This window comes from Shewanella sp. 553 (genome assembly GCF_059338375.1).
On the sequence record NZ_CM181701.1, the window covers coordinates 1,952,793 to 1,966,590 of the forward strand.

At 45.8% G+C, this 13,798-nt stretch carries 10 protein-coding genes; 5 read left to right on the forward strand and 5 right to left on the reverse strand.

Going from position 1 to position 13,798, the window contains the following annotated elements; all coding sequences use genetic code 11:
• Window positions 1–157 precede the first annotated feature (157 nt).
• Both seqA and pgm read left to right on the forward strand, forming a co-directional pair.
• A complete protein-coding gene (seqA, locus tag AC5YBZ_RS08820) occupies window positions 158–748 on the forward strand; it encodes a replication initiation negative regulator SeqA (protein WP_494519127.1) in 591 nt (196 codons plus the stop codon).
• A 162-nt stretch (window positions 749–910) separates the two neighbouring features.
• Complete coding sequence (gene pgm, locus AC5YBZ_RS08825; protein WP_494543687.1) at window positions 911–2,578, forward strand: phosphoglucomutase (alpha-D-glucose-1,6-bisphosphate-dependent); 1,668 nt, start codon at window positions 911–913, stop codon at window positions 2,576–2,578.
• 94 nt (window positions 2,579–2,672) lie between these two features.
• Here pgm and AC5YBZ_RS08830 read toward each other — a convergent pair whose 3' ends face one another.
• The 3 genes from AC5YBZ_RS08830 to AC5YBZ_RS08840 all read right to left on the reverse strand — a co-directional run bounded on the left by AC5YBZ_RS08830 (window position 2,673) and on the right by AC5YBZ_RS08840 (window position 8,361).
• Window positions 2,673–5,858, reverse strand: coding sequence for an efflux RND transporter permease subunit (locus tag AC5YBZ_RS08830; RefSeq protein WP_494543688.1), 3,186 nt, complete (start codon window positions 5,856–5,858; stop codon window positions 2,673–2,675).
• 5 nt (window positions 5,859–5,863) lie between these two features.
• Window positions 5,864–7,051, reverse strand: coding sequence for an efflux RND transporter periplasmic adaptor subunit (locus AC5YBZ_RS08835; RefSeq protein WP_494524778.1), 1,188 nt, complete (start codon window positions 7,049–7,051; stop codon window positions 5,864–5,866).
• A 302-nt stretch (window positions 7,052–7,353) separates the two neighbouring features.
• The gene (locus AC5YBZ_RS08840) at window positions 7,354–8,361 is read right to left on the reverse strand and encodes a phosphotransferase (RefSeq protein WP_494519123.1); all 1,008 of its coding nucleotides are present in this window, start codon (window positions 8,359–8,361) and stop codon (window positions 7,354–7,356) included.
• Between the two features lie 168 nt (window positions 8,362–8,529).
• On the opposite strand from AC5YBZ_RS08840, the gene AC5YBZ_RS08845 reads away from it, so the two are divergent.
• Both AC5YBZ_RS08845 and AC5YBZ_RS08850 read left to right on the forward strand, forming a co-directional pair.
• The gene (locus AC5YBZ_RS08845) at window positions 8,530–9,225 is read left to right on the forward strand and encodes an SDR family oxidoreductase (RefSeq protein WP_494519122.1); all 696 of its coding nucleotides are present in this window, start codon (window positions 8,530–8,532) and stop codon (window positions 9,223–9,225) included.
• A 221-nt stretch (window positions 9,226–9,446) separates the two neighbouring features.
• The gene (locus tag AC5YBZ_RS08850; RefSeq protein WP_494519121.1) at window positions 9,447–9,722 is read left to right on the forward strand and encodes a hypothetical protein; all 276 of its coding nucleotides are present in this window, start codon (window positions 9,447–9,449) and stop codon (window positions 9,720–9,722) included.
• Between the two features lie 333 nt (window positions 9,723–10,055).
• Here the strand turns inward: AC5YBZ_RS08850 and gap are convergent, their stop codons facing one another.
• A complete protein-coding gene (gene gap / locus AC5YBZ_RS08855) occupies window positions 10,056–11,066 on the reverse strand; it encodes a type I glyceraldehyde-3-phosphate dehydrogenase (protein WP_494519120.1) in 1,011 nt (336 codons plus the stop codon).
• A gap of 222 nt (window positions 11,067–11,288) precedes the next feature.
• Window positions 11,289–12,131 carry a DUF2989 domain-containing protein gene (locus AC5YBZ_RS08860; protein ID WP_494519119.1) on the reverse strand — a complete coding sequence of 281 codons (843 nt, stop codon included), beginning with the start codon at window positions 12,129–12,131 and terminating at the stop codon, window positions 11,289–11,291.
• Window positions 12,132–12,334: 203 nt separating this feature from the next.
• Here AC5YBZ_RS08860 and AC5YBZ_RS08865 point away from each other — a divergent pair, with 203 nt between their 5' ends.
• The gene (locus tag AC5YBZ_RS08865) at window positions 12,335–13,771 is read left to right on the forward strand and encodes a glyceraldehyde-3-phosphate dehydrogenase (RefSeq protein ID WP_494519118.1); all 1,437 of its coding nucleotides are present in this window, start codon (window positions 12,335–12,337) and stop codon (window positions 13,769–13,771) included.
• Window positions 13,772–13,798 lie beyond the last annotated feature (27 nt).

Below are 13,798 nucleotides of genomic sequence, written 5' to 3' on the forward strand. Positions count from 1 at the left end.
GGTGCATTGGGCTATATGGATCAAATTTAACTACACAGCTCTTTATTCCATAAGGGCAGATAGCATACACTTGGGAGGATCTGACAAATGAGTGTATGGATCGCTAAGTAAACAATAATAATGAGTTAATTTTCACTGTCTAAGGAAGATTTTGGTCATGAAATATATTGAGATTGATGAAGAGTTGTATCGCCATATCGCAAGTAAAACTGAGCGCATAGGGGAGAGTGCTTCTGAGATCCTCCGTCGACTATTGGGCCTAGATATTGAAGGTGTAGATGTGGAGGCCGTGACGACACTGCCGCCAGAAAAAATCAGCCACCCAAGCATGGATAGACAGCAAGAGCACGTCACATCAACCACGATGAATCATGAGACTGCTTCTGTTGCCGTTGCGACGACATCGTTACCTAACTTAGTGAATAACTTGACCGATACCGAAGCCTTAGCGCAACAAAAAGGCGCGGTAGGTCGTTTCTTATTTAGTTTAGAAACCATTTATAAAGCAATGCCACAGCAATTTGATCAAGTATTGCAAATTCAAGGCCGCGACCGTCTCTATTTTGCGACCTCTAAAGCTTCATTGCTTAAAGCCAGTAAGTCAGCCAATCCGAAAGAGATTGGCCAAAGCGGTTTTTGGGTGACCACCAATAACAATACTGCTAAAAAGCGCACCATATTAAGTGAAGTGTTAACCCAGTTTGGGGTGGACGGCGAGCAGATTGAACAGATAGTCAGCCTTATTTAAGTGGTGCGACTTTAATTCGCCAATAGTTTGAGCGTACTGGCTTTATTGTTCAGTAATAAGTTCAGGCTATAAAAAGTGATTTATTCACTACATTGCCAGTACAAGCTTGGTACTTGCCTTGGCAAGGTATACTCCCTTAGTGTTCGAAAACAGGATTCAATTTTGGCGATAGATAAACGGGCAGGACTTGCAGCAACACAAATGGATTTGGTTAATATCCCTAAATTGATGAGCCATTATTATCGATTGTCTCCCGACGTCAACATTGACTCACAACGGGTTAGTTTTGGTACGTCAGGTCATCGTGGCTGCGCTTTTGCTAAGAGTTTTAATGAAAAGCATATTTTAGCCATAGTACAAGCTGTGGTCGATTATCGTCAGCAAGCCGGGATCACAGGCCCCATGTTAGTTGGCATCGATACCCATGCCTTATCACAAGCCGCGTTTGTGACCACCTTAGAAGTGTTAAGCGGCAACGCGGTAACTGCGCGAGTGGCAGCCCATGATGAATTTACGCCAACGCCGGTGATCTCCCATGGGATTGTTCGGGCGAACCGCGCTAAATCAACACCGGGCGCGGCATTAACTGATGGCTTAATCATCACCCCATCACATAATCCGCCACAAGATGGCGGTATTAAATATAACCCTCCACATGGTGGTCCAGCAGAAGGTGAGATAACCGCCTGGATTGAAGCGCGCGCCAATCAGTATTTGGCTAAGCAGCTCGAGGGCGTTAAACGGCTTACCTATTCATTGGCGACCCACACCAGTTTGATTCAGCCTGTCGACTTTATGTCGGCCTATGTGGATACCCTTGACGATGTTATCGATATGCAGGCCATCAGCCGTGCAGGCGTGCGGATTGGCGTCGATCCACTTGGGGGGGCTGGTATTCATTATTGGGACAAAATTGCTAAGCGCTATCAACTTGATATTACCTTAGTCAATGACAAGGTTGACCCCAGCTTTAGCTTTATGCCGTTAGATAAAGATGGCAAGATCCGTATGGACTGCTCATCGCCCTATGCCATGGCGGGATTGCTGGCGCATCAACATGAGTTTGATATCTGTGTAGGCAATGATCCCGATTATGATCGTCACGGTATTGTGTGCCCGAGCACCGGCTTAATGAACCCCAATCACTTCCTCGCGGTGGCAATCGAATATTTACTCACCCATCGCCCCAAGTGGGCTGACAGCTTAGCCATCGGCAAAACCTTGGTCTCCAGCGCGATGATCGATAAGGTATGCCTTGAGCAAGGTCGGCCATTGTGTGAAGTACCGGTGGGCTTTAAATGGTTTGTTGATGGCCTGAGTGAGGCCACATTGGCCTTTGGCGGTGAAGAGAGTGCTGGCGCGGCATTTTTGCAACGTGATGGCCGCACTTGGTGTAGCGATAAAGATGGTTTTATTATGGCCTTGCTGGCGGCAGAGATCGTAGCGGTAACGGGCCAGACGCCTGCGCAGCGTTATCAGAAGATGGTTGAGCGTCACGGCCAAAGTTTTTATCAGCGCATCGATTCGCCAGTAACTCCCAAACGTAAAGCCAAATTTAATCAATTAATCACCCAAAGTGTCACTTGTGAGTTATTGGGAAGTGATACTTTGGTGGGCGATGCCATTACCGCTATCTTAACCCATGCTCCGGGCAATCAGGCGCCAATTGGGGGGGTAAAGGTGGTGACGGCGAATGGCTGGTTTGCCGCGCGCCCCTCGGGTACCGAAGCCTTGTTTAAGCTCTATGGCGAGAGCTTTGTATCGGCCGAGCATCTTGAGCAGCTATTGGCACAGGCGCAGCAGATGATAGAATCCATGCTGTCGGCATAACGGCCATTGCTTAAGACGGTCAACATAAAAAAAGCCAGCATCTCGCTGGCTTTTTTGTTGCGTCGTTAAACCGTCATCGACTTACCTAAACCATTTAAGATTGTGGCTCAGGGTGTAGATCTGTGGGTGACATTGCAGTATCTCCTGTCGATGCTGGCTGAAATAACGCCTTAATATCTTCAATCATCAGATAGAGGCAGGGGATCAATACCAAGGTGACCACGGTCGCAAATAACACCCCAAAGGCCAAGGATACCGCCATAGGGATCACCATCTGCGCCTGCATGCTGGTTTCAGTCATGATAGGCACTAAGCCGATAAAGGTGGTCAGCGAGGTCAATAAAATGGCCCTAAAGCGGCGACAGCCAGCATTGATCACCGCGACTTTCATCGCCACGCCGTTTTGGCGTGAGCGATTGATGTAATCCACCATCACCAAAGAGTCGTTAACCACCACCCCTGCGGCGGCAATAATCCCAAACAGTGACAAGGCACTTAAATCTATGCCTAAGATCATATGCCCCAGAACTGAGCCGATCACCCCAAACGGGATCACCGACATGATCATAAAGGGTTGCAAGTACGACTTTAACGGCACGGCAAGCAAGCTGTAGATCACCAAGAGCGAAATGACAAAGTCGCGTAGCTGAGTACTGGCGCTTTCCATCTGCTCTTGAATATTACCGGACACTTCACTCTTCACTCTTGGGTATTGCTTCAATAGGTCAGGAATAAAGTTATCACGAATATCTTGCGCTAATTTAAAGGGTTCAGCCTGCGCAGCATCGACGGTAGCCCACACATTGATGGTGCGATTACCGTTTTCGCGGCGAATGCCATTCACCCCTTGCGTGACTTCGATTTCAGCCAGCTCTGACAATGGGATCTCAGCGCCTTGGGGCGTCTGGATCATCACCTCTGTCACATGGGTTATCGCATTACGCTGCGCCTCAGGATAGCGCAGCATCACCTTTATCTCCTCGCCGTTACGTAAAATCCGCTGCGCCTCCATACCATAGAAACTGGCACTCACTTGGGCGGCAATATCAGCTAACGTTAAGCCGACACTGTTAGCCAGGGGTTTAAGCTTAAACTGCACCTCTTTAGCACTGGATTGGCGGCTATCATTCACATCGCCGACCCCTTTTAAGGTGTTCAGTTTCGCTTTTAACGCCAAGGCCGCGGCGACTAGCTGCGCGTCATCTTTCCCCTCTAACCGAAAGCTAATGTCACCGTCATCACGGCCGCCACCAAATAAATTATCTTGTATGGTAAAGGACTTGACCCCGGCAATGGTGGGCATGGCTTGTCGCCAACGCTCGGCAAGGGCAAAGGTATCCATTGGCCTCAGTTCAGGGTCGACCAACTTGGTCATGATATTGGCACTGGTACGGCCTTCAAGGTCAACCTGCATATCGGCTATCATTTTTTGCCCATATTCGGCTTCTATGGCTTTATCCACATCATATAAGGCTTGTTCGATAGCGAGGGCGGCCGCCAGAGTTGCTTTCTCCGAGGCATCAACATTCATCTCAACATTCACCCGCGGGAAATCATGGGGGATCTTAGGCTGACCCACATAGCGGATAATGCCACCAGAGTAGAGCCCAGCGCAGATTAAGATAAAACTGATAAACAGCATGATGACGGCGTAGCGATACTTTACCGCTAAGGTTAATGATGGATGATACCAATGGCGTATCACATATTGTAAGCCGTTATCGACTCGAGATTGCAGCGCGTTGACGGCCAATCTAAGTAAGTCGAGCGGCTTTTTAGAGCCGGGTTTGACAATGGTTTTAGGTTTCATGCGGGCTAAGTGTGCGGGTAAAATCAGCTTAGACTCCACCAGAGAGAATAGCAGACACAAGATCACCACATAGCCAATAGATTGGCCAAATGCCGACGAGGGGCCATTATCGAGCGTAATAGGCAAAAACGCCGCTATGGTGGTCAATACGCCAAAGGTGGCAGGCATGGCGACCCGTTTCACCCCGCGGATCACATTGTCGATATTTTGCCCATGCTTTTCACATTCGGTGTGGGCGCTTTCTCCCATCACAATGGCATCATCGACCACAATCCCCAGCACTAAGATAAAGGCAAAGAGGCTAATGACATTAATGGTGACATCGATCATCGCCATGGGCATAAATAATAAGGTGCCAAGGAAACAGACCGGCAGCCCCATCATGACCCAAAACGCTAAACGTACCCGTAAGAACAACGCCAGCATGATAAACACCAATACGGCGCCACTTTTCATGCTGTCGAGCATTAGGTTGAGCCTGCCCTCAAGGTAGTAGGTCATATCGACCCAGGTTTCTAACTTGAGCCCTGCTGGCAAGGTTTGCTGTTTATCGTTAACGTATTGCTTAACGACTTTGGCCACATCTGTCATGCTCTGATCGTTGGATGCGCCAATAAAGAAAGTGACCGAGTTTTTGCCGTTAAATTTTGAGTATTGGATCCCTTCTTCAAAACCATCGATAACGGTGGCCACATCCCCAAGTAACACATTCGTGCCATCTTCTAAGGTGATCAGCGGCAGGTTTTCAAATTCATAGCCCACATACGCCTGATTTTGTACCCTAAGATTGATATAACCGTTTTCCGCTTTAATTTGCCCAGCGGACATATTGCGCGAATAACCGCGCACTGCGCTTGCGACATCGCTAAAGGTCAGGTTATATTCACGCAGCCTATCTTTGCTGACTTCGATGGCAACTTCATAGCCTAAACCGCCATAAAACTCAGTGATATTAACCAGCGGCAGTTGCATCAGCTCATCGTGAATTTTTTCGCCGAGTTCTTTTAACTGTTTAGGTGGAACGTCACCATACAAGCTGATGTAAAACACCTCTTGCCTTAACTTGATGCGCTCAACCCGTGGACGCTCCATGCCATCGGGAAAGCTGGAGATGGAGTCTATTTCAGATTTGATTTCATCGAGCACCACTTGTGGATCATAGGAGTCTTCGATACGAAAGTAACCCGATGCTGAATTACGGTTTGAATAGGTGATCACCCGTTTCAAGCCTTGAACCCGCTCGAGTGCCTCTTCTACTTTTATGGTGATCCCTTCTTCAACCTCCTGTGGCGCCGCCCCAGGATAGAAAGCACTGAATTGAACCCAGTTAATTTCCACTTGCGGGAAGAACTGTTTTCGAATGGTGTTGGCTGTCATTAAGCCACCCAGAATGATGATGATCATCAACAGATTGGCTGCCACGCTATTACGTGCAAACCAGGCAATGATGCCTTTATGAGTATCAGGCATCCAAATTATTCCTTATCGTCCATTGCCATTTGGGTAGGGGTGGCCTGAGGCGCATCAAGTTTTGGTTGCCTCGTTTCTAGTGCCAGTGCCATGCCTGCTATTGGGTAGTCGAGGGCAGAGGTGATCACTCTCATACCTGACTCAAGCCCCTCGCTTATGACAACTTGAGCCCCTTGTTCACGTAGCACCTGCACCTTTTGATATTTAAGTTGGTTATTATCATCGAGCAACGCAATTTTGTTATCGATAATAAGATGCCGTGCAACTGTCGTGACACTTTTGGCTTGGCGGCCTTTGATATTGGCTGTGATATAACTGCCAAAACGTAGCGGCTGCTTAGGCGATACCAAACCATAAGGGTCAACCACTTCAGCCACCAGATAGGTCATGCGACTACGGTCATCGATGACGCCCTCGCTGCGGACTATAGTGGCTTGCCATTGTTGTGGTAAGCCAGCGATTTCGCCTTTAAGGGTGACACTAGCACCTATGCCACGATCGTTAAGGTAGCGAACTTCTTTATCGGGTAGTGGCAAGCGGATCTCGGCTTTTTGGGTACTGAGTACATTGCCAAGTGCCGTGCCTGTACTGACATAAGAGCCAAGGCCGACGTGACGGCTTTCAATTAGGGCATCGTAGGGCGCTTTGATAATGGTGCGCTCGAGGTTGCGCTTGGCGCGCAAAACACCGGCTTCAGATGAATGCAGACGAGCTAACTCTTGTGCAAGCTGGGGCTTACGCAGACTTAGGGGAGTTGGGGCGCCATTTTCGATACGTTTCCACTCCTCTTCGGCGACTTTGCCAAAGGCTTTTTCTTGTACTAAGGTCGCCTTGGCCGATGCCAGCGTGGCCTCGGCATCAATTAACGCCGCCTCGTAATCACTAGGGTCAATCTTAGCCAGCACTTGGCCCTGTTTGACAAAGCCCCCACGAACAAAGGCATCGGCTAAATAAACGATTTCACCATTGACCTGAGATACCAATTCGGTTTCATATTTAGCCGAGACTATGCCATAAGAGTTAACAGCGAAGGTCAGCGGCTGCTTTTCAATAATATCGACCGATACCACAGGGGTAGTATCAACAGCGGGCTTCTCTTGCGGTGGCTGTTTCATCGATGCCATGATGGCGTATCCGCCAATCCCGGCGGCGAGCACGACAATAGGTAATATTATTTGTTTTTTACTTGCCACAAATGGCTTCCTCTTGTTGAAGCGAAGGTATGCTTATTTGTCGTCATACGGCCTCGATAAGGAGGCGATGATACGGACATGTTTAAGTTCAAGGTTGGAATGGTAGCCTAATGGCGCATTTGTTACAGCCTAATAATGTAAACAGGTATGTAACAATTAGGTAAACAACCGCTATTGGGCGGGATGCCACCTTGACAAGAATCGTAAGTTCAGTGTTATTGACCCAAGGCTCGCAGCCATAGTTTTGAAGCTGAACTCAATTAAAATTGAGCACTGACGGAGGGGCAACTTAGCAACATAACTTACAACAGCGCTAGTGCTTGGCGGGTCATCTTGTCACTAAAACGATGACGCTTATGGTGTGATGGCGCCCAACCCGCTAAGAAACGTTCAAAATCAGCCCAAGCAAAGGGGAGCAGTTGTTGCCATTCGTTGATAGCTGCGTTGATTTGAGCATCACTTAACATAGCGCTAGCTGACTTGCGAAATTGACTAAAGTAATATTCCATGAGCTCGTCATAATGTGTAAAGAGAATGGCTTCGTCCAAGCAACTGCCTAAGAGATAGATAACATCTTTTACACCGCAACCTTTACCCACATATTGAAAATCTAAGGCAGCAACACTCACACTTGCACCATGTTCAGCTGCATCAGGCTGAAAGCAAAAATTAGCCACTTTAGCATCGCCATGCACTAAGGTTTGAAATTGAGCTAGATTTAACCGCGCATCAATGGCTTGCGCAGCTTGTTTAAGCGCGCCGTCATCCATGGCGGTATATTCTTGCATTCGCGTGGCCAGATACCAGTAGGTGCCTTGAGGCCATAACCCTTCTGGCCACTCCTGTGCGGGATCCTGGATAATAAATTGGCCATGGAACGCCGCGAGCCAACTTAATACCGCCTTGGTCTGCGTAACCGTTAACGACTGATAACGCAGTGGATAGCCTGCAGCATCTAAGTCAGACAGTATCATGATCGACTCGTTAGTCTTGTCATCATGGTAATGGCCAATATAAGTTGGCATTGGCGTGGCTTGTCCGCATAAGTGCGACCAGTGTTGATACCAATGCGCTTCAACTTGATAGGAGCGCATCTTACGTTGGTGTGAATTAGCATTGTGCCATTGATAGGGATGGTCAACGTCAAGTGGTGGACAAATATGTTTCACAATCACACTGTGTCGCTTGGCGTTGAGCTGAACCTGATAGCGGGCGATTTCACCATAACCGCTCCATAAGGTTTGTAGACTCGCCACTTTAACCACTTGAGTGGCATCTAATGTCGACGCTAAATACTGGCAAATATCCAAAGCAGATGGCCATCTAAAAGAACAAGGGGGGATATTGTGGCAAAAACATTCTCTTGATAACAGAGGCACCAACGCGAAATCAGATAACATACTGGCTAGAATGAATGTCATAAGGCGTTTGTGTAACGCCCATAGTGTTAAACATGCAGACAAAAGAAGGAAGGAAATATGAGTCAACATGTAGTGATCACTGGTGCCAATCGTGGCATAGGATTAGGGTTTGTTAACCATTACCTCAAACAAGGTATGCGCGTCACGGCGTGTTGCCGTACGCCGCAACACGCCGATGCATTGCTGCGATTAAGTCAGCAGTATTCTCAATTAACCTTGACTAAATTAGATATCACCGTTAAAGCTGAGATGAATGCGTTTATTGATAGCCTTGCTGGTGAGCCAATCGATCTGCTGATTAATAATGCGGGTTACTATGGCCCTAAAGGGATTGCATTTGGCCATTGTGACGAGCAAGAGTGGCTTAAGGTGATGCAAGTTAATGCCATCGCCCCAATCATGCTGACGCAAGCCTGTTATCCGCTCTTAAAGCAAAGCAGGCAGAGTAAAGTGATTTTTATCTCCTCTAAAATGGGTAGTATTAGCGATAATAGTAGTGGCGGGGCATACCTGTATCGTTCATCTAAAGCGGCGCTTAATGCCGCGGTAAAAAGTCTCGCCATTGACTTACATGCTAACAGTATCGCCTGTGCTGTATATCACCCAGGCTGGGTACAAACCGCAATGGGAGGCCCTAATGCACTTATCAGTGTGGAAGAGTCTGTTGCGGGCTTAAGCCATTGTTTCGAAAAGCTTGTATTAGTAGACAGTGGTGGATTTTATAATTACGACGGCAGCACACTCCCTTGGTAAGGTCACTTTTGGCTTGCTACTGTGCTACTGGTTGCTGCGTTCGATAAGCCGTTAACGATAGGGCTTGATAACCTAATCGATTAATAAGTAATTGATTAGGTATTGTTAACGGTCTCAATTTGGTACAATTTAAGGCCGCATGCAAAGTCGATGAGATGTTGTATAATTTTTTATTGTCATTTTTGTAGGTTAAAACTCACTCATCGTAAAAAGGTCTGATTATGAAACATGTTGTAGATAAAATGCTCGATAAACATGATGGTTTAGTGCATTCAGAGGGGGTGAAAATTCTTTCTCATACTCAAAGAGAAACCAACGAGTGGGTACAACATACGGTAATGATAGAAGGCTGCGATGCTCCGTTTAAATTTAAGCGCACGAAAAAATACCGTAGTTTACAAGGACATAAGGTGAATATAACCTACTACCCTGAGGTTGAAACCGTGGCAGGACTTGAATTTGAAGTGATGAAAGTTGTGCGGATCAAACGCTTTTAAGCATCAATGGCATGCTATATCGTAAACTCATCTGTCAATTCAGCTTATACCTTACACTTTTTATCAGTTTTATAAGTGTCTCTCGTTCACGAAAAAATCAACATCAGCAATATCAATTAAGGTAATGAGACAAGCAAAATACTGAGCATTTTACCTTTCATAAAAGTCCTTGCTTGTTAGTACCCTGTTTAACGATTGAATTTCTCCTAATTGACACTATTCCCAGAAGTAAAAGTGTATTAAATGAATAAGAGAAAATGAAAAAGGAGCCATTAGGCTCCTTTTGCTGATCATTGACTTAGGTAATAATTATCGGTTAGTGAGACTTAATTATCACTTAGCATTCATTAAGGCAACGGCGTTATCTAGCATACGGTTGCTAAAGCCCCACTCGTTGTCGTACCAAGCCATGACTTTCACTAGACGACCATTAACGCGAGTCTGAGTTGCATCAAAGTTTGATGAGTAAGGATTGTGGTTAAAATCGATAGAAACCAAAGGTTCATGATTTACCGCTAAGACTTCACTCATTGGCGCAACACTTGCCGCTTTTTCAATGATGGCATTGATCTCTTCAACCGAGGTATCACGTGCTGCGATAAAAGACAGATCAACTAATGATACGTTAACCGTAGGCACGCGCACGGCGAGTCCGTCAAATTTGCCTGCTAACTCAGGTACCACAAGGCCAACAGCCGCCGCAGCACCCGTTTTAGTTGGGATCATCGACATAGCCGCAGCACGAGCACGACGTAAGTCTGTGTGATACACATCCGATAAACGTTGATCGTTGGTATAAGCATGGATAGTGGTCATCAAACCCGACTCGATACCAATCTCATCGTTTAATGGCTTAGCAAAAGGCGCTAGGCAGTTTGTGGTGCAAGAAGCATTAGAAATGACCGTCATATCTGCGGTGATTTCATTATTGTTAACACCATAGACGACAGTCGCGTCAACATTCTTCCCAGGAGCTGAAATAATCACTTTCTTGGCGCCTGCCGTTAGGTGTGGTTGTACCGCTTCTTTGGAAGTAAAGATACCTGTACATTCAAATACCACATCGATATTTAACTCTGCCCAAGGTAGTTTGCCTGGGTCGCGCTCAGAGAAGGTCAAGATTTTATCTTGGTTTACATAGATAGCTTCGTCATCATGCTCAACCTTGGCATTAAAGCGACCATGTACAGAGTCGTACTTGGTGAGATGAGCATTAATAGAAGCATCGCCTAAATCATTGATGGCAACGATCTGGATTGGATAGTTTTTGTCGCTTTCATAAAGCGCACGAAGTATGTTTCTACCGATACGGCCATAGCCGTTAATTGCAACGCGGATAGTCATCTCATATCCCTCAAGTAAATGTATAAAAGTAATCTGGTAGTAAAATTACCAAAATGACAGCTATCGTCAAGCAATATCAGCAATTATCGGTCAAATAGCGTAACAATTTTGCTGTTTCCTTTACAAAGATCAGGTTTTTTACAAAAGAGAGGTTCTTTTCTGTAAAAAAAATACTTTTAGCTCGGATAACGCGCCATGTCTCGGAAGTTACCTTAACAGCATTTACTGCCCACTTGGGTGTAATTGCTGTCGAATATCACTAGAAGCGTAGTCGCCCTGATTGAGATGCACAACCAAGGCTTGTGCTTGCTCGGTTAAGAGTGCCTCAACCTTAGCATTACCGTTGACTAAGGCACTCATTTTTTGCGCTGAAGCCTTATTATTGGTCATTAAGATGTTAGCTTTAGAAAACAGGTAGGTTTTCTCTAAATCGCCTTGTTGCTGGTAAATGCTGGCGAGTCCCAATAACCAGTCGGGATTAAACTGCTCAGGGCTGGTGGACGCTAACAAATCAAAATATAGCGCCATTGCCTTATTCACATCTGATTTTTGATAGTAGGCAGCCAACTGCGCCAATATTAACGGATCATTTATCTTACCCGCACGCTCAGCCTTAATCACTCGTGCTTGCGCCTTAGCATCGCTTAAACGCGTCCAGTGATAAAATGACAGATAGATATCTGGATTATTTTTTGTGGTAGCTTGCAGTTGCGAGAGGTTTTGTGCGCTGACACCAAAAGCTTTAGCGCGATCGTTAGTGCGCTCTGGGTGCAAAATATGCTCAACACCTGCAGCCAGTTCGATACATTTATTGTAGTTTTCTAGGTTGATCAGCTGTTGGTAAACTTGCTCGCCAGAGGGCGATGGGCTGTTTTTTAGCACATAGCGCTGTTTAATCAGGTCTGCTTTTTCATATTTACACCAACTGTCACGATGTAAATCGTCACAAAGTTCAGGATTATTTTTACAAATGGTGCTGGTATTAACGCCATTATCACAGCCAAAAAGGGTGAAAACGCTTAAAACCGACAATAATGGTGTAATGATTACAAACTTTATGCGCAAGCTGAGTTCCTCTGGTGATTTTATCTAATATTATTACATATTTACGGGAAATATCTTACTAGATCGTCAGCCTTGTTTTCATTACAATAGCGCCGACCAATAAGGGGATTTGGTACCGATAAGAGTAGATTATTGGGCTTTTCTCTTTGTTACTCAAATATTTCTACAAATAAAGTAGTTAAAGTGAGATAAAGGATCTGTAAATGACCGCTGATAAACACCTACAAAGTTGGCAAGAACGTTTTGAAATGGCAGAAGCGATGCAGCCTCTGTTGGGTAAGCTGTACCGTAATCAAGGTGTAGAAGTCGTGCTATACGGTAAACCCCTTCTTAATGCTTCGACTATTGAAATCATTAAATCCCATCGTTTAGTACGCCGTCATGTTGGCGAAAAACTCAGATTGCGTGAAAGCTTCCCATTTGTAGAAGCACTCAGCAAGCTTGCAGTAAAGCAATGCAAAGTTGATATCGGAAAATTAGCGGTCAACTACTGGCGTGAGCATCAGGATGCAAGTCAGATAGAAGCCTATATGAGCCAAGAACTGGCAAGCGCTATCGATCACGAAGATGATCAACAAGCACGTGATGTTGTGCTGTATGGTTTTGGTCGTATCGGACGTTTATTAGCACGCCTATTGATTGAAAGAACGGGCGTGAGCAACAAATTATGTTTGCGTGCTATCGTACTTCGTGGTGGCCGTAAAGGCGATTTAGAAAAACGTGCCAGCTTGTTACGTCGTGACTCAGTACATGGACCATTTAATGGTTCAGTAGAAGTTGATGAAGACAACAATGCTATTATTGCTAACGGCACTTATATTCAGGTTATTTACGCCAACTCGCCAGATGAAATTGATTACACCCAATATGGCATCAATAATGCCTTAGTTGTCGACAACACCGGTATTTGGAAAGATGAAGACGGTTTAGGTCTTCATCTTAAGTCGAAAGGCGCGGCAAAAGTATTGCTGACAGCTCCTGCGAAGGGCGCGATTAAGAATATCGTTTATGGCGTGAATGAGAATGATATCTTAGATGAGGACACTATCGTATCGGCGGCAAGCTGCACGACAAATGCGATAACACCAGTACTCAAAGCGGTCAATGACAAGTACGGCATTGTTAATGGTCACGTTGAAACGATCCACTCTTATACCAACGACCAAAATTTAATTGATAACTATCATAAAGCAGACCGTCGTGGCCGCAGCGCACCATTAAATATGGTGATCACCGAAACTGGTGCTGCGAAAGCAGTTGCTAAAGCGCTACCGATTTTGGCAGGTAAGTTAACAGGTAACGCCATTCGCGTGCCTACGCCCAATGTCTCGATGGCGATTATCAGCCTAAACCTCAATGGCGAAACCAATAAAGAAGATATGAACGAATATCTACGTAAAGTGGCCTTGTCATCTGAATTGCAAAACCAAGTTGATTTTACCGAGTCAACTGAGATTGTATCGTCAGACTTAGTTGGTTCACGTTACGCGGGCGTAGTTGATTCACAGGCCACCATTGCCGAAGGCAATCGTACTATCTTATATGTCTGGTATGACAATGAATTTGGCTACAGCTGCCAAGTTGTTGGCGTGATGCAAAAGATGTTGGGCTTACAATATCAGTCATTGCCTAACCTGTAACGTATCCGATTATGCATGATTATAAAC